We start from the raw sequence: 26,793 nt of genomic DNA, 5'->3' as shown, positions 1-26,793 counted from the left end.
CACTCGAAGACAGGATTCTTCATGACCAAAGCGACAGTTCAGGGCATGGACCTACGCGCACTGTTCGAACCCCGGTCCATCGCGCTGATCGGAGCCACGGACAAGTCACCGTGGTCGCTCAACACTTATCAGAACATCAAGGACTCCGGTTTCGGGGGAAGCGTCTATCTCGTCAATCCGACCAGCCCGATCGTGCACGGAGAGAGGACGTTCGACGCGATCTCCGGCCTGCCCGAGGTGGTGGACCTGATCTTCGTGATGGTTCCCACCACCGTGGTGTTGCCGACCCTGCGTGCGGCCGTGGAGATCGGCGTGCGGGCCGCGGTCATCCTCACTGCCGGATTCGGCGAGACCGGTCCTGTCGGGCAGCAGATGGAAGACGAGATCATCGATTTCGCTCGATCGAGTGGATTGACCGTACTCGGCCCGAACGGGAACGGCTTCATCAATGCGGCCGAGAACATCACTCCGTACGGTCTGCCGATCGGTCGACCGCTGATCGAAGGAACAGTCGGCTTCGTGCTGCAGAGCGGTGCGTTGGCGAGTTCGGTGCTGCAGTTCGCGCAGTCACGGAACATCGGGGTGAGTTTCCTGACAGCGATGGGAAACGAATCGCTGATGTCGGTCACCGACGTCATGAACTACCTGGTCGACGATCCGAACACCGCGGTCATCGCCTTGTTCCTGGAGTCCGTTCGCGACCCGGTCGAATTCCGGCGAATCGCACTGCGTGCGTTGCATGCCGGAAAGCCGATCGTCGCGTTGAAGATCGGGCGCAGTGTTCTCGGTGCCCGCGCCGCTCTCGCTCATACGGGAGCGTTGGTGGGTGACAACGCCGTCATCGACGCTGCTTTCGAGCAGATGGGCGTCATCCGGGTCCGTTCGCTCGAGGACCTGATCACCACCGCCGGTCTCATGGCGAGCCTCGGAGGTGGTCTGCCGGGCCCACGAATCGGAGTGGTGACGCCGTCCGGAGGTGCCTCCGAGATCATCGCCGATCGCGCGGAGGACGAAGGACTGGTGCTGCCCGGGTTCTCGGAGGAGACCATCGTCAAGCTCGGTGAGATCGTCCCTGCATTCGCGACGGTGCAGAACCCACTCGACGTGACCGGTTACGTTGTCATCGATCGCACGTTGATGCGCCGCTCGCTCGCCGTGGTGGCTCAGGACCCCAATGTGGACTTCGCAGTTCTGCTCTCGGAACTGCCTCGGGTACCGGCCGCCGATCCGTCGCTGACGATGACTGCCTACGGGGAGTCCGCTCGTAACATCCGCGAGACCGACGTACCTACCGTGGTGCTGAGCACAGTACTGACCGACGTGACGGAGTATGGACGCTCGGTCGCCGACGCCGTCGAGTTCCCGCACGTTGTCGGTGGGATCGAACACGGCTTGACCGCGCTGGGCAACGCGGTTCGGTGGTCTGCGCTTCGCGCCGCCGCGTCTGCGACGCCGGAAGAGCTCGATCCTTTTGTGGCACCGGTGGACTTCGAGACCGAGCCGACCGGGATCTGGACCGAGCATCGATCCTCGGAATTGCTCTCCCGCAACGGAATACCGGTGGTCCCTTCGAGTCTGGTCGGCTCCATGGAAGAGGCGCAGGAGCGCGCAGCCGCGTACGGGTATCCGGTGGTCCTCAAGGCGGTGGCCGACGGACTCGGTCACAAGAGCGACATCGGCGGTGTTCGCCTCGATCTACGATCGGCGGACGATGTGGCAGAGGCCTACGACTCGGTGCTCGCCACGCTCGCCGATGTAGGTGCCACCGGGGCTGCGGCGCTGATACAGCCGCAGCGGCCGTCGAACGGCCTGGAGGTGCTGGTCGGCGTGGTCCGCGATCCGGTGTGGGGCCTGACCCTGGCCGTGGGTCTGGGCGGTGTGTGGGTCGAGGTGTTGGCGGACGCAGCGATTCGGGTGTTGCCGGTCAGCGTGGCAGACGTTCGAGATGCGATAGAAAGCCTGCGCGGAATCGCCCTTCTGCGCGGGACCCGGGGTTCCGAACCGGTGGATATCGACGCGCTCGCGACGTGCGTGGCCGAGATCGGCGACTTCGCCTACCGACTCGGAGATCGACTGCAGGCGTTGGAGATCAATCCACTGATGGTTCGCGGCGGCGAGTGCGAGGCGCTCGATGCGCTGATCACGTGGTCGGAGACGAGTAGCGAGACGGAGGAAGTGTCATGACGGGATTGTGCGACGGCCGCGTGGTCGTGGTAACCGGAGCCGGCCGCGGAATAGGCCGCGCTCACGCGATCGAATTCGCGAGGGAAGGCGCGTCGGTCGTCGTGAACGACATCGGTGCGGAGGTCGATGGATCCGGTAGCGCCGAGGGGCCGGCCGGCGAGGTCGTGGAAACGATTCGTGCCGCCGGTGGACAGGCTCGCGTGGACGGGTCCGATGTCTCCGACGACGACGGCGCACGACGGCTGATCGAGAGCACCATCGAGCATTACGGGGACCTGCACGTACTGGTGAACAACGCCGGCATTTTGCGCGATCGCATGATCACGAACATGACTGTCGCAGAATGGGACGACGTCATCAGAGTGCACCTACGAGGCACGTTCCTGACGCTGCATCACGCCTCGAATCATTGGAAGACACAACATAAGTCCGGATCCGTAGTGGACGCACGGGTGATCAACACGACGTCGTCGTCGGGGATCTACGGCAATATCGGACAGGGAAACTACGGTGCCGCGAAGGCGGGCATCGCCAGCCTGTCGATCATCGCATCAATGGAGTTGGCCCGGTACGGCGTGACGGTCAACGCCGTCGCACCGGCCGCACTGACCCGAATGACCGAGAACTTGAACGGCAACCTTTCGCGTTCGGTTCCCGCGCAGGGTGAGTTCGATGCGGCTGCGCCGGAGAACATCTCACCCCTCGTGGTCTGGCTGGGCAGTGACGAGTCACGGAGCGTCACCGGACGGGTGTTCAATGTGCGAGGGGGATGGATCAGTGTCGCCGAGGGCTGGAAGTCCGGGCCCGAGATGGACAAAGGTGCCAAGTGGGCACCGGGTGAGCTCGGCGAGGTGATTCCTCGCCTGGTGTCCGAGGCGGCGGGAAATGCCGCCATGAACGGGCGCGTCCCGGAGCAGGTGCCCTGATGACACTCGATCACGGCGTCATCGGCGTACCGAGCCCGCCGAGTCGCAAGGCCTGGACGTCGAAAGACGCACTCCTGTATGCGATAGGTGTAGGAGCAGGTCAGGACTCGGCGTTGGACGAACTGGCATTCACGACCGAGAATTCGGCCGACATCGAGCAGTTGGTGCTTCCGACCTTCGCCGTGCTGGCCACCCAGGCCCCGTCGGGTCGCAGGCTCGGTGACTTCGATCCGGCCAAGCTGGTTCACGCCGAACAGGCCTTCGAGCTCTTCGGAACCCTCCCGGTGGAGGGTTGTGTCGACGTCACGTCCACTGTGACCGCAATCGAGGACAAGGGTTCGGGGGCCCTGGTGGTCAGCGACGCCGAGGCTCTCGACGCGCAAACCGGCGGAGTCCTCGCGACATCGCGCTCCTCGGTGTTCATCACCGGGGAGGGAGGCAGTGGCCGTCGAGGGTCGTCGACATCGGCGGCACCGATGCCCGATACGGCCCCCGACTCGCAGGTGACGTATTCCACCCGTCCGGAACAGGCTCTGCTGTATCGACTGTCAGGCGACAGAAACCCGTTGCACTCCGACCCGAAGTTTGCTGCAAGGGCGGGCTTTGCACGCCCGATCCTGCACGGACTCTGCACCTACGGTGTCACCGGACGGGCGCTGTTGCACGAACTGTGCGGATCGGACCCCACGCGGCTTCGGTCGATGGCGGGCCGGTTCACCCGTCCCGTCTACCCCGGTCAGGACGTGACGGTCTCGCTGTGGGACACCGCGGACGGAATCCGTTTTCGAACCTCGCTCGAGGACGGCACGACGGTGATCGACCGCGGAACCGTGGCAATCCGATGATCGAGGCATCGGTGCGGGCCGACGAGACCGTGTCGAGAGAATCCGAATCGTTCTCGGCGGGCGAGGCCTTCTTCGAATCCGACGGCGTTGCATTCGTCCCCCGGATTCATGCGCGCAGTCCGTGGTCCGAGAATCTCGTTCACGGCCGACTGGTGTCGGGCTTGATGGCACGCGAGGTCGAACGACGGCATCTGGGGGCCGATCTGCATCCCGCACGGATGACCACCGATCTGTTCAGGCCGATACCCATGTCGCCGTTGACGATCGACACCGTGGTCCGCCGAGAGGGTAAGCGGTTGATCGTGGTGGAGGTGACCGTGCGGTCGGGTGATGTGCCGGTCGCGCTGGCGACCGTACAGATCCTGAGGTCCGGCGCGCCGGGCCCTGACGTCGCGTGGGTACCCGAGTACTACGCTGCTCCGTCCCCTGAGGTGACCGGCCCACCGCCTCGGGTGGCACCGAAGCACTTCGGAGAGGTCCGACGCGTCGAACAGTCGGTCGGTGGTCGTCGCTTCTCGTGGTTCCGCGAGACGTGCGAGCTACTCGAGGGCCACCGAGACACCCCGTTCGGGACGTTGGCCGCTGCAGCGGACTGGGTCAGTCCCTTCACGAACATGGGCAAGGACCGATTGGCGTACATCAACGCGGACGTGACCCTCTACTGCAGTCGACTGCCGGTGGGCCCGTGGGTCGGCTTCGAGAACCTCGACCACGTTCAGAGCGGCGGTGTGGCGGTCTCGGTGTGCGCCCTGCACGACACTGCCGGACGCATCGGGTCGGCGGCATCCGCTGCACCTCCCTATTGAGCACAACTTCTGCACGACACAAGAATTCGACGACAGAATCGAGCGACCGATCATGACCGGAACGATCGAAGAAATCCGAGGCAAGGCCGAGAGGGTCAAGCGACCACGCGCGAAGATGGCACCGGCACCCACCCCGGAAACGAGACCCTACTGGGACGCGGCCGCGGACGGGCGTCTGTCCGTCCAGCGCTGCCGGGCGTGCTCCCACGTGTACTTCTACCCCCGGGGCTTCTGCCCGGCATGCAGCTCGGACGTCGTCGAGTGGATCGACTGCTCGGGCCGTGCCACCTTGTACTCCTACGTGATCGAACATCGACCGGGGCCTGGATTCGAGAACGACGGTCCGTATGTCGTAGCGGTCGTTCAGCTCGAGGAGGGCCCGCGCATGATGACCAATATCGTGGGCGTCGAACCGCTTCCGGAGAATCTGCCGCTGGATATGGAGTTGACCGTGCAGTTCGATCCGCGCGGTGAGATGTGGGTTCCCGTGTTCGCGCCCGCGGGAGAATCGGCATGAGCGGCGGGGTGGTCATCGTCGGAGCGGCGGAAACCGACGAGATCGGAACTCTGCCGAATCATTCGACGATGAGACTGCACACCGAATCTGCTCGTAATGCTTTGCAGGACTGCGGAATCGACAAGAGTGAGGTAGACGGTGTCGCGGGCGTGTCGATGCCGGGACCGATTTCGGTCGCGCACAGTCTGGGGATCGAACCACGTTGGGTGGATACCACCAGCGTCGGAGGAACATCGTTCCTCACTCATGTTCGGCACGCAGTGGCGGCACTCGAAGCCGGGCACTGCTCCGTCGTGCTGATCACACACGGTGAGTCCGGTCGATCACAGGTCGGTGCGCCTCGCTACACCCCCGATCCGGCCTCGGTCGTCGGACAGTTCGAGGCTCCCTACGGCGTGACCGGGCCACCGAGTAGATTCACCGTCCCGTTCCTCCGCTTCATGAAGGAGACCGGAACGCAGGCGCGGCATCTCGCCGATGTGGCCGTGGCGCAACGGACGTGGGCCGCGATGAATCCACGGGCCAAGTTTCGCGACCCGATAACGGTCGACGATGTGCAGAACTCTCCGGTCATCGCGTGGCCGTTCCACCTCCTCGAGTGCTGCTTGGTCACCGACGGTGGTGGCGCTCTGGTGCTGACCACCGAGGAACGGGCGAAGGATCTCGACGTTGCGGCGGTTCGTGTTCTCGGCACCGGCGAGGGGTACGAAGCCTCAGGGATTTCGATGATGGAGGATTTCACCACCTTCAAGGGATTCAAGAATTCGGGTGCCGATGCGTTCCGTGCGGCACAGATGACGCCCGCCGACATCGACCATCTGATGATCTACGACGCGTTCGCGCACCTGCCGTTGTACGGCCTGGAGGACTTGGGTTTCGTCGGGAGGGGAGAGGCAGGCGAGTTCGTCCGGGCGGGGCACACATCGCCGGGTGGCGCACTGCCGATGAACACCAACGGCGGCGGACTGTCCTATACACACACCGGGATGTACGGCATGTTCGCCATCATGGAGTCGGTTCGTCAACTACGAGGAACGGCTCCGGCGCAGGTGAAAGGCGTACAGACCAGCTTGGTTCAGGGCAACGGTGGAATGTTCGCGGCCGGCTCCACGCTCATCCTCGGCGCGGCGGCCTGACGGCGGCGCGCAGGTTCGGCTTGACCCGGCTCCAATTCTAGAATTACGCTTTACCTTCGGGTGGGTGAAGTAGAAGAGGATTGGTGGGGATCATGAGCGAACGGGCCGGTTCGACGACGTGGCAGTGGAGCAAGACCGGCGAGACCCAGCGCAAGCTTCTCGATGCGGCACAGGAGGTCTTCGCCGAGGCGGGTTTCGTCAATGCCAGCATCTCCGACATCGTCGAACGGGCCGGATCGAGTACGGGCAGTCTCTACCACCACTTCGGCGGCAAATCCGAGCTGTTCACCGCGTTGTGGGACCGCCACAACACGGCACACCTCGAACAGGTCAGGGCGTCGGTCATCGCCGAGCGTAGGGGCGGAACCACGGATCCTCTCGACCTGTTCTGTGTCGGCGCACGCGCGTTCCTCAATGGGAGTTGGCAGCGTCGCGAGGTTGCGTTGGTCTTCGTGGACAACGACGGTCCGCCCGGGTTCGAGAAGCTACGGAGGGACAACCGTATCGAGTGGATCAGGCAGAACTCTGCGCTGCTCGGCCCCGGTGACGACAGTGCGCAGCGTATTACCGTCGGGGTCTTGACCGACATCATCGTCGAATCGTCCCGCGAGGTCATTCTGAACTGTCGGACGAAGAAGCAAGCGGGCGTCGTCGCCGACATCATGTGTGGCCTGATCCGAAAGATCGCCTCCGAGTAGAGTTCAACCTGCCGGCCCGGTGCGCAGTTTCGTTGCGCACCGGGCTTTTTGGGCTTCGTAGCTTCAGTATCCTGCCGTTTCGGTCGTTCCGCGGTCCAATTAGAGAGTACGATTCTAGAAGTTGCTTCTAGAGAGGGCGCGTATGTCTGAATCGAGTGGGGCGATACCGCTGCCTGGTGTCGCCGTTCGGGTTGCACCCCGTGTCGAGCGACTGCTGGCTCCCAACGCCGGGGCGTGGACGTTCGAGGGCACCAATACGTGGTTGATCGGTTCGCGCGATGCCATGGAGTGCGCGGTGATCGATCCTGGCCCGGCGGATGCCGAACACCTGGATTCGATCGTCGCCGCGGCGGGTCATCGGACGGTGACGGACATCGTGCTGACGCATGGACACAACGATCACGCGGACGGGGCGCACGCGCTCGCCGAGCGGACGAAGGCAAGGGTGCTGGCGCAGCGGGCGGTGTTCGGGCGAACTCCGATCGAGCACCTGCAACGAATTGTGTTGGCAGGGAGCGTGACGGCCCGTGTCCTGGGCACGCCCGGTCACACCAGGGATTCGGTGTGTCTGAGTTTGCCGGACGACGACGTGGTGCTGACCGGCGACACCCTGCTCGGTGCCGGGTCGCCGGTCGTTCATCCGGCGTTGCTGTCGGACATGATCGAGAGTCTGCGCATGTTGGCCGACATCGGTCACGGTGGATCGGTGGTCGGACTCCCGGGGCACGGTCCGGTGATCGAGGATCTGGAGGCCGCGGCACTGTATCGACTTGCCGCGCGACGGCGCCGTATCGAACAGGTTGCCGCCCTGCGTGATTCGGGTACGACGGAGATCGAGGATTTGGTCACCGCCATGTACCGGCACATCGAGCACCCGGACGTGTTGAAAGCTGCACACTCGTCCGTCGAGTCCATGGTCGTATTCCTCGACTCGGGCTTCGGCTCGTCCGTGACGGATTCGGGTCGCAGGCGATGACGGCTCGCTCCGATACGGAATGCGCCGGGGCGCAGACGGAGTCGGATCCGCGGTCCGAGCGCCAGGCGATGCGCGATGCGTGGCGAACGCTGTCGGTGGTTGCGTTCGCCAGCATGGTGTCCGGGATGTCGGGCAGTGCACTCAACGTTGCGTTACCGACGGTCGTTCGCCATTTCGACGCCAGCAGTGTGGCCGCCAGTTGGATCCTGCTCGCGTACCTGTTGACCAATACCGTGTTGCTGGTTGCGTTCGGACGAATGGCCGACATGTTCGGCCGTCGAACCATGTATCTCACCGGTCTCGGCTTGTACACCACCGGCAGCATTCTGTGCGGTCTGGCTCCGAATGCCTGGTGGCTCGTGGCTTTTCGCGTGTTGCAGGCCGCAGGAGGTGCCATGTTGCTCACCAACAGTGCAGCGCTGGTGACCGCGGCCTTCCCTCGTCACAGACTCGGGGAAGGGATGGGTATCTACCTCGCGTCGTTCTCCATCGCGCAGTTGTGCGGCCCGACGTTGGGTGGATTGATTGCGCAGCAAGCGGGTTGGCGCTGGGTATTCTGGTTCAACGTTCCGATCGGGATTCTGTGCCTCGTCTGGGGTGCCATCGCGCTGAAATCTCCCCCGCGCGATGGTGCGAAGGGCTATTCGCTCGACCTGCGAGGCAACGCCATGATTCTCGTGGCGTTGACCAGTGGTCTGGCCGCACTGTCCCAAGCCACGTCACTGGGTTGGTCGCACCCGCTGGTGGTGGGCGGTCTGGCGGTGGCCGTCGTGGTGGTGCCGCTGTTTCTGTGGTTCGAGCGACGTGTTCCCGACCCGCTCATCGACGTCGCGCTGTTCAAGCACTGGCCCTTCGGATTCGGACTCCTTGCCTCCTTCATGAACTCGATTTCCCAGAGCGGGATAGTGCTGCTGTTCGCGCTGTACTTTCAAGCCGTATCGGGAGCCAGCCCCCTCGAAGCCGGACTGATGGTGCTGCCCGTGGCCGTCGCGGCCCTGGTCGCGTCACTCGGCTCGGGGCCGCTGCAGCGGAAGATCTCTGCGTCGTCACTGTCCGTCGCCGGAAACATCCTGACGGTGCTGGCACTGCTGATACTTCTGGTTTCGACGACGGGTCGGATGCACTCGGCAGTCGTCCTGACCGGGCTCGCACTCGCAGGATTCGGATCCGGGTTGTTCATGCCCTCGAACGCGACGGCCCTGATGCGTGATCTACCCGACGAACGACTCGGCATCGCCAACGCCATGCGGCTACTGCTGCAGACCAGTGGGTTCGTGGTCGGGACAGCGGTGATCCTGTCGGTGGTGACCAGCGCCATGCCCCTCGAACTGCGCAAATTCGTGTTCGCTGGAACCGTCAGTGACGTGTCGGAAGCCGCGGTGGATCAGCTACTCACCGGATACGGCCGCACCCTCGGCGCGATGATCGTCATCGCGTCCCTCACGGTGGTCGTCTCCATCGCAGCCAGACACTCCAGAACGGCCGAGCAGCGGTGACATCGTGGACTGTTCCGGACAGGTCGCTCCGGACAAGTGACACGCCGCCCACTCGAAGCGAGTGGGCGGCGTGCCGTCGAGCAGAGAACCTATTTCAGTGCACGGTTCACGGCCGAGACCACCGCGCGCAGTGATGCGGTGGTGATCGAGGTCGCGATGCCGACGCCCCAGACGGTGGTGGCGACACCGGCGGGTGAGGTGACCGAGGCCTCGACGTAGGCCGCGGCCTGGGCGTCGTCGCCGGCGGACATGGCGTGCTCGGAGTAGTCGAGGACGCTGACGTCGTATCCGATGGTGGACAGTGCGTCGACGAACGAGGCGAGGGGGCCGTTGCCGGATCCGGAGATCTCCTGCTCCACGCCGTCGACCTTGACCGTCGCGGTGATCGTGTCGGTGCCACCGTCGTGCTCGGCCGCGATGACCGACTGCTTGATGCGCTCGAGGGGGCGGATCGGGGTCAGGTACTCCTCGGCGAAGACGTCCCACATCTCCTTGGGCGAGACCTCGCCGCCCTCACCGTCGGTGATGCGCTGGACGGCCTGGGAGAACTCGATCTGCAGGCGACGCGGCAGGTTCAGTCCATGATCGGACTTCATGATGTACGCGACGCCGCCCTTGCCGGACTGCGAGTTGACGCGAATGACGGCCTCGTAGGTGCGACCGACGTCCTTCGGGTCGACGGGCAGATACGGAACCTGCCAGGTCACGTCCCCGATGTCCGAGCCCTGTTCGTCCGCAGTGACTTTCATCGCGTCCAGGCCCTTGTTGATGGCGTCCTGGTGGCTGCCGGAGAAGGCGGTGTAGACCAGGTCGCCGCCGTAGGGGTGACGCTCGGCGACGGGAAGTTGGTTGCAGTACTCCACGGTTCGACGGACCTCGTCGATGTTGGAGAAGTCGATCTGCGGATCGACGCCGCGGGTGAACAGGTTCAGCCCGAGCGTGACCAGGCAGACGTTGCCGGTGCGCTCGCCGTTGCCGAACAGGCAGCCCTCGATGCGATCCGCACCGGCCTGGTATCCGAGTTCTGCTGCGGCAACACCGGTTCCGCGGTCGTTGTGCGGGTGCAGCGACAGCACGATGCTGTCGCGGCGATCGAGGTTGCGGCTCATCCACTCGATCGAGTCGGCGTAGACGTTGGGTGTCGCCATCTCGACGGTGGCAGGCAGATTCAGGATCAGCGGCTTGGCGGGCGTGGGATCGATGATCGCGGTGACCGCGTCGCACACCTCTTTGGCGTAGGACAGTTCGGTGCCGGTGTAGGACTCGGGGGAGTACTCGTAGCGCCAGTCGGTATCGGGGAACTTGGCTGCTTCTTCGAGGACCTTGCGGGCACCGTCGGTGGCGATCTTCTTGATGACGTCACGCTCGGCCCGGAACACCACCCGGCGCTGCAGGATGGACGTCGAGTTGTAGAAGTGCACGATGACGCTGCGGGCACCCTCGCACGCGACGAAGGTGCGCTCGATCAACTCGGGACGGCACTGCGTCAGCACCTGGATGGTGACGTCGTCGGGGATCGCACCGTCTTCGATGATCTCGCGGACGAAGTCGAAGTCGGTCTGGCTGGCCGACGGGAAGCCGACCTCGATCTGCTTGTAGCCCATGCGAACCAGCAGGTCGAACATGCGACGCTTGCGGGCCGGGCTCATCGGATCGATCAGCGCCTGGTTGCCGTCGCGCAGATCGACGGCGCACCACTGCGGGGTGCGATCGATGATCTTGTCCGGCCACGTGCGGTCGGGAAGGGTGACGTGCTCGACCTCCTCGGCGAACGGCCGGTAACGGTAGGTCGGCATCGAGGAGTTCTTCTGGGTGTTCCAGGCGGGCTGGTCGCTGGGTGCGGGCCGCGAGGGCGGGGTGATGGTGCGAGTTCCCGAGGTGAATGCGTCGGCTGGTGACATGGTCTTCGTCTCTCCGTACAGATCAGAGCAATGTGTTCGACCGGCGCAACGAACCCCGCGACGGGAAGCCAGTCTGGTCTCAGACCCCGTCGCGGCTGTTAAGAAGGAGAGCTCGCAGCATGGGCTGAGTGTACTACCGCGCGCCGACCGCCTACCCCAGGGTTGACGAGTGGAATTCTGCAGTTGCTGCATCGACTCTGCGCTGCCAGTGCCCGATGTCATTCATTCGTCCGACGTCGGTGATCGTCCAGCAGTGCGCGAGGAGTTCGTACCCGAGGCGATCGACCTCGGCATGCTGCGACCACACCCGATGAGCCCACCGCCGATCGTTGTGTGCGGCCTCGGCACCGGCCAACGCGGACCCGACCAGCTCGAACTGGACGTCGCGCCGGGCGGTGAGAGCGCTCGATCCGGCCACGTCCTCGGTGCGCAAGACCGTCAGCAGATCCGCGCTGAGCGTCAGGACTCGGCCGTCGGACCACTGCAATGCGCGCCTGAACGCCCCGGGAAGCAGCAACCACAGCGCAGCGAAGGCCAGAGCGACGCCCACCGTGGTTTCCACGATCCGGTCCGCGACGATGTCCTCCAGAACAGCTCCCGGATGCGTCAGTGTCCCCATCAGCAGGGCGAGCGGCGTGATGAACGTGACGGCCAACCCGTAGTTGCGCGCCACCGAGACCTCGATCGCGAACTGCAACACCATCAACACCACGATGACGGCCAGACCGGTCAGCGGCGAGAGGAAGATGGCGGAGAACAGGGCCACCCCCGCGAGGGTTCCGCCGAGCCGCTGCAGGCCCCGATACGTGCCGTGCACCCGGTCGGGACCCTGTTGCAGTACCAGGACGGCACCGAGGATCGCCCAGTCCGGACGGCTCAGATCCAGCGCGACGCTGATCCCGCCTGCCGCCGCTGCCGCGCAGAAGACCCTGATCGCCGTGGACGATGCGTGTGAATCCCGGTGCAGCGAGCGCCGCAACCGGTAGGCGATGCTCGGCCTCGCGAGCGGCAGCTGATCCGGCACCGAGTCGACTGCCTGGTCTGCATCCATGGTTCGAGAGGTAGTGGCCGCAAACGCCCGATGGGCGTCGAACAGCCTCTGCACCAGCACCGGCCTCGACGACAACCGTGCGGCACCTGCGTCGTACACGGCGGCCCAGGCTGCGTGCAGACGCGCGGCCGCGACGTGACGATCCGCAGCAGACGGCGTCGGCGAAGTCGTGTATTTCTCGATCGCGCCCACCGCTGCTCCGACGGCCTCGCGCTCGGGTCCTCGCGGATCCCACAGCACCCCGGACATCGACACCAGTAGCGCCGACGCCACGCCGATCGCCGCGCAGACCGCTCCGTGAACGGCGCCGATGCCGGCCCCGGGGATGTACGACGACACCGCGCACACCAGCACGAAGAAGAACGCACCCGGCGGTCCCAGTCGCAGCGCAGCGATGACGTAGACCGCCACGAGAGCGAGGAGCGAGAGCAGGGTCACCGGGATCATCTGCGCCCACCCGGTGCTTCCGAGATCGAGCGCCACCTGCCCGGCCGTCGCCCCGAGCCACACCGATGCCACCAGTGCGCCGCCCGCGGTCAGGACGACCCACCAACGCGAACGATAGGGACGCCCCTCGCCGTAGATGACGGCGAAACTTCCCGAGACCACCAGCAGGGCCTCGGTGTGGAACCCGAGAACCCACGCCGCGATCGCGGGGATGCCGAATGCCAGAGCCGAGCGCAGTCCACCCGGCCAGCGGCGGCCGACGGCAGGGAGCCCGAAGAGCACCCGCAGACCTCGCGGGGGTGGGGGTGGGCGGTGCTCGGGAAGGGTCACCCGAACATGTTAGGTCAGGCGTATCCGCAGGCGAACCGCCCTAAAGTCCCAGCTCGGAGCTACCCGGCACACTGCTCGGGGTGCCGGATCGGTAAGGTGACCCCGGAACATTTCCCCGACATTCTCGTGATCGTCGGCTATCCAGCGGAGGTAAACACGCGTGGCTCTCATCGTCCAGAAGTACGGTGGATCGTCGGTGGGGACCGCCGAACGTATCCGACGCGTCGCTGAACGAATCGTCGAGACCAAGAAGGCCGGCCACGACGTCGTCGTGGTCGTGTCGGCCATGGGCGATACCACCGACGAACTGCTCGACCTGGCCCAGCAGGTGTGCCCGGCCCCGCCGGCCCGCGAGATGGACATGCTGCTCACCTCGGGAGAGCGCATCTCCAATGCTCTGGTCGCGATGGCCATCCACTCGCTCGGTGCCGAGGCGCGCTCGTTCACCGGCTCTCAGGCAGGCGTCGTCACCACCAGCGTGCACGGCAACGCCAAAATCATCGACGTCACCCCCGGCCGCGTGCGCAGCGCACTCGACGAGGGCTCGATCGTTCTCGTCGCCGGCTTCCAGGGCGTCAGCCAGGACAGCAAGGACGTCACGACGCTCGGTCGCGGTGGATCGGACACGACCGCCGTCGCACTCGCCGCGGCTTTGAACGCCGACGTCTGCGAGATCTACACCGACGTCGACGGCATCTTCACCGCTGACCCGCGCATCGTCCCCAACGCGCGGCACCTCGAGACCGTCTCGTTCGAGGAAATGCTCGAAATGGCGGCCTGCGGCGCAAAGGTGCTGATGCTGCGCTGCGTCGAATATGCCCGTCGCTACAACGTTCCCGTTCACGTGCGCTCGTCGTACACCACGAAACCCGGAACGATCGTCTCCGGATCTATGGAGGACATTCCAGTGGAAGAAGCAATTCTCACCGGCGTCGCACACGATCGCAGCGAGGCGAAGGTCACCGTCGTCGGTCTGCCCGACACCCCCGGCTACGCCGCCAAAGTGTTTCGCGCCGTGGCGGATTCCGAGATCAACATCGACATGGTGTTGCAGAACGTGTCCAAGATCGACACCGGCAAGACCGACATCACCTTCACCTGCCCCAAGGCCGACGGCCCGACGGCAGTGGAGAAGCTCACCAAGCTCCAGGCCGAGATCGGCTTCGCTCAGGTGCTCTACGACGACCACATCGGCAAGGTCTCCCTCGTCGGTGCAGGCATGAAGAGCCACCCCGGCGTCACCGCGACGTTCTGTGAGGCACTCGCCGACGCCGGCATCAACATCGACCTGATCAGCACCTCGGAGATCCGTATCTCGGTGCTGTGCAGTGACACTCAGCTCGACGAAGCAGTGCGCGCGCTGCACGCCGCCTTCGATCTGGGCGGCGACGAAGAAGCCGTCGTACACGCAGGAACAGGACGATAGACGATGACCACAGTTGCAGTCGTAGGAGCCACCGGTCAGGTCGGTGCCGTCATGCGAACCCTGTTGGAGGAGCGTAACTTCCCCGCCGACACCGTTCGATTCTTCGCCTCCGCCAGGTCCGCGGGCAAGAAGCTGCCGTTCCGCGGCGAGGAGATCGTCGTCGAGGACGCCTCCACCGCAGACCTCGCCGGAATCGACATCGCACTGTTCTCCGCGGGTGCCACGCTCTCGCGTGAGCAGGCACCGCGCTTCGCCGCGGCAGGCGCCACCGTCATCGACAACTCCTCGGCGTTCCGCAAGGACTCGGACGTGCCGCTGGTGGTCAGCGAGGTCAACCCCGAGGATGCGAAGAACCCGCCCCGCGGCATCATCGCCAACCCCAACTGCACCACCATGGCCGCAATGCCGGTGCTCAAGGTGCTGCACGACGAAGCAGGCCTGCAGCGCCTGATCGTCTCGAGCTACCAGGCCGTGTCCGGCAGCGGACTCGCCGGTGTGGAAGAACTCGCCACCCAGGCGCGCGCCGTCATCGGCGACGTCGAAAAGCTGGTGCACGACGGTTCGTCGGTGGATTTCCCGGCCCCGAACAAGTACGTCGCGCCCATCGCCTTCAACGTCCTGCCGCTGGCCGGTGCGTTGGTGGACGACGGATCCGGCGAAACCGACGAGGACCAGAAACTGCGCAACGAATCGCGCAAGATCCTCGGCCTGCCGGACCTGCTGGTCAGCGGCACCTGCGTCCGCGTGCCCGTGTTCACCGGACATTCGCTGTCGATCAACGCCGAGTTCGCCAACCCGCTCTCGGTGGAACGCGCTCGTGAGCTGCTCGCCTCCGCCCCGGGCGTCTCGCTGGTCGACGTGCCGACGCCGTTGCAGGCCGCAGGCGCGGACGATTCCCTCGTCGGCCGCATCCGCCAGGATCCGGGCGTCCCCGAAGGACGCGGACTGGCCCTGTTCGTCTCGGGCGACAACCTGCGTAAAGGTGCCGCGCTCAACACGATTCAGATCGCCGAGCTGCTGGTCTGAGGTCGTGCGCGTTGTGCGTCCCCAGGGGTACGCACAACGCGCACGACGGTCAGTTCAGGCGGTGACCCTCGGCGGAGGCGTCGAAGATGTGCGCGTGCGCGTCGTCGATCCGGACGTGAACGCGGTCTCCCTTCTCGGGTGGGCTGCGCCAATCGGCCCGGGCGACGATGGTCTCGGTGCGGCCGTTGATGTCTGCACGGCCGAACACGAACGCCTCGGAGCCGAGTTCCTCGACCACGTCGATCTCCAATGCGATTCCGCTGCTCGCGATCTCGATGTGCTCGGGCCTGATGCCGAACATCACCTCGGTGGCCGAGCCGAGAGTTTGCCGCGGCACCGGTATCACCTGATCGGCCAGGCGAACGCCGCCGTCGGTGACCGGGACGCGGAACAGATTCATCGACGGTGAGCCCATGAACCCGGCGACGAACGCATTGACCGGCTTCCGGTACAGCTCACGCGGAGTGGCGCACTGCTGCAGCACACCACCTTTCAGGACGGCGACGCGATCGCCCATCGTCATGGCCTCGACCTGATCGTGGGTGACGTACACCGTCGTCGTCCCGAGCCGGCGCTGCAACTGCGCGATCTGGGTGCGCGTCTGGACCCGCAGTTTGGCGTCGAGATTGCTCAGGGGCTCGTCCATCAGGAACACCTGGGGTTGACGAACGATGGCGCGGCCCATGGCAACTCGCTGACGCTGGCCGCCCGAGAGCGCCTTGGGCTTGCGGTCGAGATACGGCTCGAGGTCGAGTAGCTTCGCGGCCTCCTCGACGCGAGTGCGAATGTCGTCCTTGTTCGCCTTCGCCAGCTTGAGAGCGAAGCCCATGTTCTCCGCGACGGTCATGTGCGGATACAGCGCGTAGTTCTGGAACACCATCGCGATGTCGCGATCCTTGGGTTCGGAGTGGGTGACGTCCTTGCCGCCGATGAGGATGCGACCGGAATTGACCTCTTCGAGCCCCGCGAGCATCCGCAGCGACGTCGACTTTCCGCAACCCGACGGGCCGACCAGAACGAGGAATTCACCGTCCTCGATGTGCAGGTCGAGCTCGTCCACCGCGGGGGCGTCGGAGCCCGGAAACAGCCTGGTGGTGCGCTCGAAAGTTATCGTTGCCATGACAGATAGATCCCTCCACCGGCAGGAACGTGCCGGACGATCCGAGTGTGGGGTGACGGCGGGAGCCGACGGGCACATAGTATGGCCCCAATCACAACAAGGAGAGAGGAGGCTCGGTGAGCGGATCTGTGTCCAGGCGAACCGCCCTTCGTGGGCTCGCCGTCGCCGCAGTAGCCGCTGGTGCCGCTGCACTCCCGGTGGCGTCGACGACGCGCCGCGCGATGGCCGACGACTTCCTTCGTGGCCAGAGCCCCCTGCTGTTCCACTCACCGCCCCTCACGCCCTTCCGGGACGAGCTGCCCAGGTTGCCGCTGATCAGCGGTACCGAGGTGACGTTGGACGCGCACAGCTCCACCCACGTGTTCCACGCCGATCTACGGCCGGCACCCACCTTCGGATACGGCCAGTGCGACTACCTCGGACCCACCATCGAGTCGCAGACCGGCCAGCCCTGGACGCTCAAGTACTCCAACACCACCGCGGGCAACCCGCTCGCCGCCGACATCGACACCTCGCTGCACGGCATGAGCGAGATGGACCGCACGATGACACCGACGGCGCTGCACCTGCACGGGGCCGTCACCGAACCGGCGAGCGACGGGCACTCCGAAATGCTGGTGCGCCCGGGGGAGTCGATGACGCACAACTTCTCGGGGCTCAACGACGCCGCGGGACTCTGGTACCACGATCACGCCATGTCGATGACGCGCATCAACGTGTACGCGGGCCTGCTCGGCATGAACCTCGTGCGGGACCGTTGGGACACCGGTACGTCCGACAATGCGCTGGGTCTGCCGTCGGGTGAGTTCGAGCTGCCGTTGGTGCTGCAGGAAAAGATCATGAACCCCGACGGCAGCATGAGCATCCGTTCCAATATCACCGTGCCGCAGGGTAAATGGGAAGGCGGCGGCACCGGAGACGTGGGCGTCGTCAACGGCAAGATCTGGCCGACGATGGAAGTCGCCCGGGGAATGTACCGGCTGCGCGTCGTCAACGCCGGGTCGTACAGCGTGTGGAACCTGTTCTTCACCAACAGGCTTCGCTTCTGGGTCATCGGGAACGACGGGGGATTGCTCGACGCTCCTGTGGAAGCCACCAGCATCCGACTCGCCCCGGCCGAGCGCGCCGACATCCTCGTCGACTTCGGTGCCGTCGAGGCAGGTGCTCTCGTTGAACTACTCAACGACGAGCCGCCGCCGGCGCAGGCCGCGTCCCTCGGAGCCGTCCCGATGCCGATGTTCTGCCAGTTCCGCGTCGCGTCCGCGGCCGGGTTCCGGGGCGGTATGCCGACGTTGCTGCGCGGCGGCAAGGGACAGCCGGATGTGTTGCCGCCGTTGCCGACCGCGACATTCACGCGAACGGTCACCGTCAACCAGCCGTCCGGCGGGCTCAACCTGGACATGACTCTGATGAACCTGAACAACCTGAGGTACTCGGACCCGGACATCGAGATGCCCAAGCAGGGGACCGTGGAGATGTGGAACATCGTCAACACGACGGTGGAGCCGCACCCGATTCACCTGCACCTGGCCCACTTCCGGACGCTGGGACGCATCCCGATCGACCTCGCCGCCTACCAACGTGATTTCCCCAGGCCAACATTCGGTACCAGATGGGCTCCGCCGGTGGAGAAGTTCCTCACCGGTCCGTCGGTGCCGCCTGCGGCGTGGGAAGCCGGGTGGAAGGACACCGTCAACACCTACCCGGGCACCGTCACGCAGATCCTCGTTAGATTCCCGACGGCCGACGAGCTCGGCTTCGACCCCGACGCCACCTTCGCCGGTCCGGCCGCGCACCACGGCGGCGAGCACGGTGGACACGACATGGGTGGGGGCGGCGAACTGCAGGGGTACATGTGGCACTGCCACATGCTCGATCACGAGGACCACGAAATGATGCTCAGGTACCGCACCGTCGCTCCGTGACAAAGCTTGTCGGTGGGTGGGTATAGCTTTCGTGGTGTGAAGACATGGGGGGATGTGTTCGGGCTCGGTGACCAGGATTTGGTCTCCGAGCTCGCTGGCGTGTCCTCCCTCGAAAGTGAGCTCGCTGCAACGAGATTGACGCTGCTGGCGGAGATGGACCGACGCGGTCTTGCCATGAAACTCGGGTACTCGTCGGTCACCCGGTGGTACGCGCGATCGGTGCGTATCACCGACGGGTCCGCGGCCCGTCAGGTGGAGCTGGGGCAGTGGCTCACCGACCGGCCCAGCGTGTTGGGTGCCCTCGCAGGTGGCGATATCCACGCCGCGCACGCCTCGGCGATCGCCGACGGTTACGCCACCGTGGTGGTCGCCGACCCCACCCTCGACGAACGACGCCGCGACGCTGTCGTCGCCGAACTGCTCGAAACCGCCATGCGCAGCACCGCCGGGCAGGTCGCCTCCCGCGCGCAGGCACTGGCGCATTCCGCGGCCGAGGACGCCAGAGCCCGCCACGAGCAGGCCGAGAAGCAACGACAAGAACGGGAGCGGACACAGGAGCGGGAACGGGAGCGAGACCCTGCGAGCCGAGCTGACGCGGGTGGCGCGGGTGATGCAGGTGGCGCGGGCGAGCCCGAACCTGCTGGGCCCGAACCTGTTCCAGCTGGACCGCCGCCGATACCGGTGTCGGAGAACCCGGAGTTGAACCGTTTCGATGTTCACCCGCTTGCCAGTGGCCGCTTCCAGATGGGTGGCAACGTCGACCGGCTCCTGGCCGAGAAGCTGCTCACCGCGCTGTCGGCGTTGACCGCGCCGCAGCCCGGCCCTGGAGGTGAACGCGATCTACGTGGTCCGTCGAAGCGGCGGGCGGATGCACTCGATCGGATCCTCGACCGGCACCTGAGCGGTGGTGGCCGCGGATCGGCGGGCGGGTCGCGGGCATCGGTGCACTTGATCGTCCCGCTGCGGGACCTGCTCGCCGACCGCGGACACACGCAATCGAACAGCGCAACAACGGGTTCGACGACAGACGGTTCCGGTGGCGACTCACGGGCCGGCGATACCGATACGGGTCCCGTTGCCGGCGCTGACGGCGGGCACCACGTCAGTGAGAGTCCCGAAGCCGGCGACAGTTTGCGGACCGGTGATGTCGACGCGGGTCCCGTTGCGGGCGCTGACGGCGGTCACTACGTCGGGTGCGGTGCCGGCGACAGTTCACGAGCCCGCGATACCGAGGCCGGTCCCGATCGTGGCACTGGTCGTCGGGTCAGCGGGAGCAATGCTGGTGCCGGCGGCAGTTCACGAGCCCGCGATACCGACGTCGGTCCCGATCGTGGCAACGGTCGTCGCGTCAGCGGGAGCGGCGCGGGTGCCGGCGACGTCTCACGGACCGGCGATACCGAAACGCCTCCCGCGGCTGGCGCTGATGGCGGTCACCAGGTGAGTGAGAGTGCCGGTGCCGGCGACGGTTCATGGAACGGTGATACCCGCGGCGATCGTGTCGGTCCCAGCACTGGTGCCGGTGACCATCGCGGACAGAATTCTGCACCCGACCCCGGTGATGCCGACTGGCCGTTCCACTTCGACTGGACCGGGCCGATGAGCCGCGCCTTCGCCGAACTCCTCACCTGCGACGCCGACCTCACCCCGGTCATCGTCGACCACCACGGCGTCCCGCTCGCCCTCGGCCGCAGCACCAGACTCGCCAGCGACGACCAACGCATCGCCCTGACCATCCGCGATCGGTGCTGCGTGATGTGCGGCCGCCCCGCACAGTGGTGCCAAGCCCACCACGTGAAATTCTGGGAACACGGCGGCCGCACCGACCTGAACAACCTCGCGCTGGTCTGCGGGGAATGCCATCGCCTGGTCCACCACGGCGACTGGCAACTGCTCATGGGCGACGACGGACACCCCTACGCCATCCCACCCGAATCCATCGACCCCACACGACAACCCATCCCCAGCTACCACCGCCGAAAACGTCGCGCAGCCTGACAACACATCAGTCGCGCCACTCGGCCGCCCAAGCCATTCCCTCTCTCGAAGCCGTGCGCCAGCCGCGCGGCTTCGGCGGGCTGGCCCCCTACGCGCACGGTGCTGTCGATCAGCGCTGACGGGCCAGGCACCTCACGCATCAGCAGTTCTCCTGCCCGCCCGAGCTTTCACCGACGACCGGCTGGCTTTCAACAGTCGGTAGGCATCCATGTGGACCAGGTCGCTGGCGGCACCAGCGGTGGACTGTCCGTCGCCTATCGGTCGCGCAGCGGTCGACGGCCGGTGTCCGAGGGAGCTACGAGACCGCGGTAGTGCGTGGCGATCTCGCCCGGTGTGGTGAACCAGACGCCGTCGCTGTTGTCGAGCATGTGTTGCAGGGCGGACCGGAACCGGCGAAGTCGGTAGGGCTGTCCGGTAAGAAACGTGTGCAGAGAGATCGCGAGCACAACGGGTTGGTGTTCCGAGTTCTCCTTCAGTTCGTCGAAACTGTCGATTATGTTGCGCTCGAACGTCGCTGCGGTCTGGTGATGGTGAACGAACACCGGAAGGTCGTTCACCTCGTGCGGGTACGGAACGCTGAGCAAGGGGCCACCACGGGTCCTCAGCCAGACCGGCTGATCATCGATGGGCCAGTCCAAGGTGTATTCGTAGCCACGTTCGGCCAGCAGGTCCTCGGTCACTCGGCTGGGGTTGGCACCGGGGCTCATCCAACCCCGAGGAGGTTCTCCCTCGTGGCGCTCGATGGCGGTCGTCACCTCGTCGATCAAGCGTCGTTCGGCTTCCTCGTCTTGATCGTTCGGTTGCACGGCGTTCGTTCGTCCGTGCGCGACGACCTCCGCATCGAGGGCGCGGAAGGCGTCGACCAGCTGCGGCGCATGGTCGTACACCTCGGTGTTGACCAGCAAAGTCGGGCGAACTCCACTCCGGTGCAACGTCTCTGCGATCCGGAAGCCGCCGACGCGGTTGCCGTACTCGCGCCAACCCCAGTTGTAGGTGTTCGGCTGATCCATCCCGGGTGTGTAGCCCAGCCCTGGCCCTCCGTCGTCGTACGGAAAGTGCTCGCAGTTGACTGCCACGTACACCGCGAGGCGCGCCCCACCCGGCCACTCGAACTGTGGGCGATCGCCGATGGGGGAGTAGTCGAAGCGGCCATGAGAAGCGAGGGGCATGGCGACAGAATTGCCCATGGTCGATCAGCGCAAACTGTGGTGCCAGCTTGTCTGCGGTCGCCGAGTCGGAGCCACTGCTGCAGCCGGCCGAGGTGAACGCGTGGATCACCACGACTGCGCATGCGGCCCCACGAACAGCGACGGTAGAGATTGTCATCGGCCCTCTTTCGTCTGCTTCGATGCACCATTCGTGCGGCTAAAGCAGGTCGAACCGACCGGATCGTAGAACCGAGACAGTGGAAATGGCTTGGAAAGTGGTGCGCACAGTCCAGTCGACTTTCCGGACAACCGGTGAGATCCAGACCGACTGCTTCCCGAGGCGAACTTAAAGTCAGGCTGGACTGTTTGTTGATTTAGCGCTACTGTGCGAAGTGTGACTACCGACACAGGGCTCGACGACTCAGCGCCCACCGAGCGCCGGACGCAGGCCGAACGCACCGCGGGCACTCGGGCGAAGCTGCTCGACGCCGCGATCGATTGCCTGGTCGAACTGGGCTTCGCCAAGACCAGCACCCAGGAGATCGCGCGGCGTGCCCGTGTCTCGCGGGGAGCGCAGCTGCACCACTTCCCGACCAAGGAATCCTTGCTGATCGCGGCCGTCGAGCATCTCGTCGATCGTCGTCTCTCGGAGATCCTCGAAGCCGAACCGGACCCCGAGCGGGGACCCGAGATCCTCGCCGACGCATTCTCCGGGCCCCTGTTTTACGCCGCGCTCGAGCTCTGGGTGGCTGCCCGTACCGACCCGGCGCTGCACGAGGCGATGATCCCCTTGGAGCGGCGCGTCGCCGAGGCCATTCAGGGCGGTGCCCAGATCGTCATGGGTAGCCGGATGTCCCCCGAATCCATCGAGCTCAGTGTCGAACTCGCCCGCGGGCTGGCCGTCTCGGCGCTGTTCCGCACTCCCGAAGCCGACGCGCAGCTGCGCGGGCGGCTCCTTCCCGTCTGGTCCGAAAAGGTGATGGATTCGTGAACGCAACTCTCCCCGAACAGCTCGACGTGCTGGTGGTCGGAGCCGGCTTCGCAGGCCTGGCCGCGGTGGCGAAGATCCTCGCCGCCGACCCGACCGCCGACGTGACCGTCATCGAGCGCGCGTCCGACGTGGGTGGCACGTGGCGAGACAACACCTACCCGGGGTGTGCATGCGACGTGCCGACCTCGCTGTACTCGTTCTCGTTCGCCCCGAGCCCCAAGTGGAGTCACACCTTCGCGCGTCAGCCCGAATTGTTCGACTACCTGCGTTCGGTGGTGGATCGTCTGGACCTGAACGATCGCATCGTCACGAACTGTGAATTGCAGTCCGCGACCTGGGACGAGGTGAACAAGCGTTGGTCGGTGCAGACGTCGCAGGGTTCGGCGAGCGCGCGTGTTCTGATTGCTGCCACCGGGGCGTTGTCCACTCCGAAGATCCCGGACGTCCCCGGCATCGACACGTTCTCGGGCACCGTGTTCCATTCCGCGACCTGGAATCACGAGCACGACCTCACCGGCGAGCGGGTCGCCGTGATCGGCACCGGTGCGTCTGCGGTGCAGTTCGTCCCCGAGATCGTCGACCGGGCCGAGCGGCTCACCGTCTTTCAGCGCACCCCCGCGTGGGTGATTCCGCGCCTGGACCGCACCATCGGCCGGCTCGAGCGCACGCTGTACGAGCGAATCCCTCTGGCGCACCGCGCGGTTCGCGGTGTCATCTACGGCTACCGCGAGGCCTACGTGACCGTGCTGGCGGACAACCCGTGGCTGCTGCCCGCGGTGAAGGTGTTCGCGAAATCGAATCTGAAGCGTCAGGTCAAGAACCCGGTGAAACGTGCGGCGCTGACGCCCGACTACGCGCCCGGCTGCAAAAGGCTTCTGCTGTCCAACGATTGGCTGCCGACACTGGACCGGCCGGACGTCGACCTCGTCACGTCGGGGCTGACGTCGGTGACCGAGAACGGCGTCGTCGACGCCTCGGGCCGCAACCACGAGGTGGACACCATCATCTTCGCGACGGGGTTCACCCCCACCGAGCCGCCGGTGTCGCATCTGCTGCGCGGCAACGACGGTCGGACGCTCGCGGAGCACTGGGGCGGTAGCCCGCAGGCGCATCTCGGCACCACCGTCGCCGGCTTCCCGAACCTGTTCCTGATGTACGGCCCCAACACCAATCTCGGGCACAGTTCCATCGTCTACATGCTCGAGTCGCAGGCCAACTACGTGGTGTCCGCGCTGCACGCGATGAAGGATCGCAGGATCGCGGCCGTGGAGGTCAACGAATCCGCTCAGCGGCAACACAATTCGTGGGTCGATTCCGCGCTCGACGGCACCGTGTGGAATGCCGGCGGGTGCTCGAGCTGGTACCTCGACGCCAACGGCCGCAACTCCACGATGTGGCCCACCTACACATTCCGGTTCCGCAACAAGACGCGCGAGTTCGACGTGCCGAATTATCGGCTCGTCTCCGACGCTCTCGACTCAGACAACGAGGTGGTATCCGCATGAGCGACTACGACGTATTGATCATCGGCTCCGGTTTCGGCGGCAGCGTTGCTGCGTTGCGGGCCGTCGAGAAGGGGTACCGCGTGGCGGTTCTCGAGTCCGGTCGACGGTTCGAGGACGACGAGCTGCCGAAGACCAGCTGGCGGTTGCGCAAGTATCTGTGGGCTCCGGCGTTGGGTTGCTATGGGGTGCAACGTATCCACCTGCTGCCCGATGTGCTGGTGATGGCCGGTGCGGGTGTGGGCGGCGGTTCGCTGAACTACGCGAACACGCTGTATCAGCCGCCGGCGAAGTTCTTCGAGGACCCGCAGTGGGGTTCGATCACCGATTGGCAGCGCGAGCTGAATCCGTACTACGACCAGGCCCGCCGGATGCTCGGCGTCGAGACCAACCCGACCATCACCGCCTCGGACAAGGTGATGAAAGAGGTGGCCGAGGACATGGGGGTGGGGGACACGTTCACCTCGACCCCGGTGGGCGTGTACTTCGGAGATCGCGGCCGCACCGCGCCCGACCCGTTCTTCGGCGGTGCCGGGCCCGAGCGCACCGGCTGCACCGAATGCGGAGCGTGCATGACCGGCTGCCGCGTCGGCGCGAAGAACACCCTCGTCAAGAATTACCTGTACCTCGCCGAACACGCAGGCGCGCATGTTCTTCCGTTGACCACCGTCGTGGACGTGCGGCCGAACGGCGCGGGCTACGACGTGGTGACGCGTCGGACCGGTGGCAAGCTGCGTCGCAAGGAGAAGACGATCACCGCCGATCAGGTGATCTTCTCGGCCGGCACCTACGGCACTCAGAAGCTGATGCTCGCGGCCAAGGAGAAGGGCTCGCTGCCGAGACTGTCGGACAAGATCGGCTCGTTGGTGCGCACCAACTCCGAGGCCGTGCTCGCCGCGACCGCTCGCGGCCGTGAGGTCGACTACCACGAGGGCGTGGCCATCACGTCCTCGTTCCACCCGGACGATCACACGCACATCGAGCCGGTGCGATACGGCAAGGGCAGCAACGCAATCGGCCTGCTGCAGACCGTGCTCAGCGACGGTGGCGGGAAGATGCCGCGCGTGCTCAAGACACTCGGCGTCGCGCTGCGTCACCCCGGCGCTGCCGTTCGGAGCCTGTCGGTGCATCGTTGGTCGGAGCGAACCGTCATCGCGTTGGTGATGCAGACCGACGACAACTCCCTCGAGCTCGGATCGAAGAAGGGGCCGTTCGGGCGTCGCCTCACCAGCAGGCCCGGCGCGGGTGATCCGCCGCCGCAGTGGATTCCGCAGGGGCACGAGGCGATTCGCCTGCTCGCGGACAAGATCGGCGGTGACCCGGGCGGATCGATCGCCGAGATCGTCAACATTCCGATGACCGCGCACTTCCTCGGTGGCTGCGCGATCGGCGACTCGCCGCAGACCGGCGTGATCGACGGTTACCAGCGGGTCTACGGCTACGAGGGATTGCACGTGCTCGACGGTTCTGCCGTCAGCGCCAACCTCGGCGTCAATCCGTCCCTGACGATCACCGCCCAGGCCGAGCGAGCAATGGCGTTGTGGCCCAACAAGGGTGAGCCCGATCGGCGACCCGCGGTGGGCTCGGGCTATCAGGAGGTCGCACCCACTCAGCCCGTGCAGCCGGTGGTACCGGTATCGGCACCGGGTGCCCTGCGGCTTCCCCTGACCGTCGTGGGGAGGGATTCCTGATGTGGAGTGTCACCGAATCCGATACCGATCGCACCGACTGGCCGGTCAGTCCGGCAGCGCCGTGGCCGGCGAACGTGCGGGCCACGATCTGGTGGCATCGGGCCCGTTCGTCGGACTTCGCACCTGTCGGTGCCAAGACGTTGCCGATCACGATGGCGATGGTCGTCGACTACGTCACCTCACCGGTCGGCCCGTACCGCGAGATCCTGGCGAGCCCGGTGCTGCGCCGCGATGTCGGACGCGTTCCGCGGATGTCGGTGCCGTTCATCGCCGTCGATTCCGCGACTTCGGTCCACGGCGGCCGGACCAACTGGCACCTGCCCAAGGTGCTGGCCGAGTTCGAGGGTGACGTGCTGGGCGAGGCCGGGGTGAGCGGCGACGAATGGTCGGTGCGGACGACGTCCCGCGCCGTGGGACCGCAGTTCCCGATGCTCGGATCCCTCGGTTTCGCACAGCCGGTGTCCGGCGGCTCGGCCATCGCCACCGCAAGCTTGAAGGGCAAAGCCAGGTTGGCGCGCGTCGAGGTGGACGCGAAGGGCCCGACGCTGAGTCGCTGGATGCCGTCGGGCACGTATTTCGGCTTGCAGATCGTGTCGGGTTCGATGCGGACGGGTGAAGCGCACCTGGTCGGCCAGCCGTGATCCCCTTTTCTTGAC

21 protein-coding genes are annotated in these 26,793 nt (G+C 65.7%); 17 read left to right on the top strand and 4 right to left on the bottom strand.

All coding sequences use genetic code 11. The annotated features are described in order from the left end of the window. Window positions 1-21: 21 nt before the first annotated feature. From AB0362_RS10955 to AB0362_RS10915, 9 genes are all read left to right on the top strand, one after another. Entirely contained in the window at window positions 22-2,184 is a 2,163-nt protein-coding gene (locus AB0362_RS10955; RefSeq protein WP_366235595.1) for an acetate--CoA ligase family protein, read from the top strand. After that, window positions 2,181-3,110, top strand: a complete 930-nt coding sequence (locus AB0362_RS10950; RefSeq protein ID WP_366235594.1) for an SDR family oxidoreductase — start codon at window positions 2,181-2,183, stop codon at window positions 3,108-3,110. Before AB0362_RS10955 ends, AB0362_RS10950 begins: the two co-directional genes overlap by 4 nt. Continuing rightward, entirely contained in the window at window positions 3,110-3,955 is an 846-nt protein-coding gene (locus AB0362_RS10945) for a MaoC/PaaZ C-terminal domain-containing protein (protein ID WP_366235593.1), read from the top strand. Before AB0362_RS10950 ends, AB0362_RS10945 begins: the two co-directional genes overlap by 1 nt. Further along, the gene (locus tag AB0362_RS10940; RefSeq protein ID WP_366235592.1) at window positions 3,952-4,761 is read left to right on the top strand and encodes an acyl-CoA thioesterase domain-containing protein; all 810 of its coding nucleotides are present in this window, start codon (window positions 3,952-3,954) and stop codon (window positions 4,759-4,761) included. The genes AB0362_RS10945 and AB0362_RS10940 overlap by 4 nt, the downstream gene beginning before the upstream one ends. 52 nt (window positions 4,762-4,813) lie before the next feature. Then, on the top strand, window positions 4,814-5,278 hold the full coding sequence (locus AB0362_RS10935) for a Zn-ribbon domain-containing OB-fold protein (protein ID WP_366235591.1): 465 nt from the start codon (window positions 4,814-4,816) through the stop codon (window positions 5,276-5,278). Next, on the top strand, window positions 5,275-6,414 hold the full coding sequence (locus tag AB0362_RS10930; protein ID WP_366235590.1) for a thiolase: 1,140 nt from the start codon (window positions 5,275-5,277) through the stop codon (window positions 6,412-6,414). The genes AB0362_RS10935 and AB0362_RS10930 overlap by 4 nt, the downstream gene beginning before the upstream one ends. Window positions 6,415-6,506: 92 nt before the next feature. Continuing rightward, window positions 6,507-7,112: a TetR/AcrR family transcriptional regulator gene (locus AB0362_RS10925; RefSeq protein WP_366235589.1), complete on the top strand. Its 606-nt coding sequence runs from the start codon at window positions 6,507-6,509 to the stop codon at window positions 7,110-7,112. 142 nt (window positions 7,113-7,254) lie between these two features. Beyond that, the gene (locus AB0362_RS10920) at window positions 7,255-8,088 is read left to right on the top strand and encodes an MBL fold metallo-hydrolase (protein WP_366235588.1); all 834 of its coding nucleotides are present in this window, start codon (window positions 7,255-7,257) and stop codon (window positions 8,086-8,088) included. Next, on the top strand, window positions 8,085-9,584 hold the full coding sequence (locus AB0362_RS10915; protein WP_366235587.1) for an MFS transporter: 1,500 nt from the start codon (window positions 8,085-8,087) through the stop codon (window positions 9,582-9,584). Before AB0362_RS10920 ends, AB0362_RS10915 begins: the two co-directional genes overlap by 4 nt. Window positions 9,585-9,673: 89 nt before the next feature. Here AB0362_RS10915 and leuA read toward each other — a convergent pair whose 3' ends face one another. Together leuA and AB0362_RS10905 are read right to left on the bottom strand one after the other, a co-directional pair. Further along, window positions 9,674-11,485, bottom strand: coding sequence for a 2-isopropylmalate synthase (leuA, locus tag AB0362_RS10910; RefSeq protein ID WP_068053950.1), 1,812 nt, complete (start codon window positions 11,483-11,485; stop codon window positions 9,674-9,676). 151 nt (window positions 11,486-11,636) lie between these two features. After that, window positions 11,637-13,313, bottom strand: coding sequence for an FUSC family protein (locus AB0362_RS10905; RefSeq protein WP_366235586.1), 1,677 nt, complete (start codon window positions 13,311-13,313; stop codon window positions 11,637-11,639). A 160-nt stretch (window positions 13,314-13,473) separates the two neighbouring features. On the opposite strand from AB0362_RS10905, the gene AB0362_RS10900 reads away from it, so the two are divergent. After that, a complete protein-coding gene (locus AB0362_RS10900) occupies window positions 13,474-14,739 on the top strand; it encodes an aspartate kinase (protein WP_269596777.1) in 1,266 nt (421 codons plus the stop codon). Between the two features lie 3 nt (window positions 14,740-14,742). Then, window positions 14,743-15,765 carry an aspartate-semialdehyde dehydrogenase gene (locus AB0362_RS10895; protein WP_068054019.1) on the top strand — a complete coding sequence of 341 codons (1,023 nt, stop codon included), beginning with the start codon at window positions 14,743-14,745 and terminating at the stop codon, window positions 15,763-15,765. Between the two features lie 49 nt (window positions 15,766-15,814). On the opposite strand, the gene ugpC is transcribed toward AB0362_RS10895, so the two are convergent. Further along, window positions 15,815-16,885: a sn-glycerol-3-phosphate ABC transporter ATP-binding protein UgpC gene (gene ugpC, locus AB0362_RS10890; RefSeq protein WP_094670568.1), complete on the bottom strand. Its 1,071-nt coding sequence runs from the start codon at window positions 16,883-16,885 to the stop codon at window positions 15,815-15,817. 116 nt (window positions 16,886-17,001) lie between these two features. On the opposite strand from ugpC, the gene AB0362_RS10885 reads away from it, so the two are divergent. After that, window positions 17,002-18,810, top strand: coding sequence for a multicopper oxidase domain-containing protein (locus tag AB0362_RS10885; RefSeq protein ID WP_269596779.1), 1,809 nt, complete (start codon window positions 17,002-17,004; stop codon window positions 18,808-18,810). 36 nt (window positions 18,811-18,846) lie between these two features. After that, the gene (locus tag AB0362_RS10880) at window positions 18,847-20,805 is read left to right on the top strand and encodes an HNH endonuclease signature motif containing protein (protein WP_366235585.1); all 1,959 of its coding nucleotides are present in this window, start codon (window positions 18,847-18,849) and stop codon (window positions 20,803-20,805) included. A gap of 254 nt (window positions 20,806-21,059) precedes the next feature. On the opposite strand, the gene AB0362_RS10875 is transcribed toward AB0362_RS10880, so the two are convergent. Next, window positions 21,060-21,974, bottom strand: a complete 915-nt coding sequence (locus AB0362_RS10875; protein ID WP_366235584.1) for a polysaccharide deacetylase family protein — start codon at window positions 21,972-21,974, stop codon at window positions 21,060-21,062. Between the two features lie 373 nt (window positions 21,975-22,347). Here AB0362_RS10875 and AB0362_RS10870 point away from each other — a divergent pair, with 373 nt between their 5' ends. Genes AB0362_RS10870 through AB0362_RS10855 form a run of 4 tightly spaced genes read left to right on the top strand, consistent with a single transcriptional unit; the run spans window position 22,348 to window position 26,778 of the window. After that, window positions 22,348-22,944: a TetR/AcrR family transcriptional regulator gene (locus AB0362_RS10870; protein WP_366235583.1), complete on the top strand. Its 597-nt coding sequence runs from the start codon at window positions 22,348-22,350 to the stop codon at window positions 22,942-22,944. Continuing rightward, complete coding sequence (locus AB0362_RS10865) at window positions 22,941-24,449, top strand: NAD(P)/FAD-dependent oxidoreductase (protein ID WP_366235582.1); 1,509 nt, start codon at window positions 22,941-22,943, stop codon at window positions 24,447-24,449. Before AB0362_RS10870 ends, AB0362_RS10865 begins: the two co-directional genes overlap by 4 nt. After that, entirely contained in the window at window positions 24,446-26,137 is a 1,692-nt protein-coding gene (locus AB0362_RS10860; protein WP_366235581.1) for a GMC family oxidoreductase, read from the top strand. Before AB0362_RS10865 ends, AB0362_RS10860 begins: the two co-directional genes overlap by 4 nt. Continuing rightward, a complete protein-coding gene (locus tag AB0362_RS10855; protein WP_317785287.1) occupies window positions 26,137-26,778 on the top strand; it encodes an acetoacetate decarboxylase family protein in 642 nt (213 codons plus the stop codon). The genes AB0362_RS10860 and AB0362_RS10855 overlap by 1 nt, the downstream gene beginning before the upstream one ends. The last annotated feature ends 15 nt before the right edge of the window (window positions 26,779-26,793 follow it).

The organism is Rhodococcus sp. NPDC079359 (assembly GCF_040702585.1).
Classification (GTDB): Bacteria; Actinomycetota; Actinomycetes; order Mycobacteriales; family Mycobacteriaceae; genus Rhodococcoides.
This window is presented reverse-complemented; position numbering and strand designations above follow the sequence as displayed.

Excerpts from the sequence above, each read along its gene's own strand:
- AB0362_RS10935 (WP_366235591.1), top strand. The coding sequence starts at position 4,814 with ATGACCGGAACGATCGAAGAAATCCGAGGCAAGGCCGAGAGGGTCAAG.
- AB0362_RS10930 (WP_366235590.1), top strand. The coding sequence starts at position 5,275 with ATGAGCGGCGGGGTGGTCATCGTCGGAGCGGCGGAAACCGACGAGATC.
- AB0362_RS10895 (WP_068054019.1), top strand. The coding sequence starts at position 14,743 with ATGACCACAGTTGCAGTCGTAGGAGCCACCGGTCAGGTCGGTGCCGTC.
- AB0362_RS10950 (WP_366235594.1), top strand. The coding sequence starts at position 2,181 with ATGACGGGATTGTGCGACGGCCGCGTGGTCGTGGTAACCGGAGCCGGC.
- AB0362_RS10920 (WP_366235588.1), top strand. The coding sequence starts at position 7,255 with ATGTCTGAATCGAGTGGGGCGATACCGCTGCCTGGTGTCGCCGTTCGG.
- AB0362_RS10925 (WP_366235589.1), top strand. The coding sequence starts at position 6,507 with ATGAGCGAACGGGCCGGTTCGACGACGTGGCAGTGGAGCAAGACCGGC.
- AB0362_RS10915 (WP_366235587.1), top strand. The coding sequence starts at position 8,085 with ATGACGGCTCGCTCCGATACGGAATGCGCCGGGGCGCAGACGGAGTCG.
- AB0362_RS10855 (WP_317785287.1), top strand. The coding sequence starts at position 26,137 with ATGTGGAGTGTCACCGAATCCGATACCGATCGCACCGACTGGCCGGTC.
- leuA (WP_068053950.1), bottom strand. The coding sequence starts at position 11,485 with ATGTCACCAGCCGACGCATTCACCTCGGGAACTCGCACCATCACCCCG.
- AB0362_RS10860 (WP_366235581.1), top strand. The coding sequence starts at position 24,446 with ATGAGCGACTACGACGTATTGATCATCGGCTCCGGTTTCGGCGGCAGC.
- ugpC (WP_094670568.1), bottom strand. The coding sequence starts at position 16,885 with ATGGCAACGATAACTTTCGAGCGCACCACCAGGCTGTTTCCGGGCTCC.
- AB0362_RS10955 (WP_366235595.1), top strand. The coding sequence starts at position 22 with ATGACCAAAGCGACAGTTCAGGGCATGGACCTACGCGCACTGTTCGAA.
- AB0362_RS10945 (WP_366235593.1), top strand. The coding sequence starts at position 3,110 with ATGACACTCGATCACGGCGTCATCGGCGTACCGAGCCCGCCGAGTCGC.
- AB0362_RS10875 (WP_366235584.1), bottom strand. The coding sequence starts at position 21,974 with ATGCCCCTCGCTTCTCATGGCCGCTTCGACTACTCCCCCATCGGCGAT.
- AB0362_RS10940 (WP_366235592.1), top strand. The coding sequence starts at position 3,952 with ATGATCGAGGCATCGGTGCGGGCCGACGAGACCGTGTCGAGAGAATCC.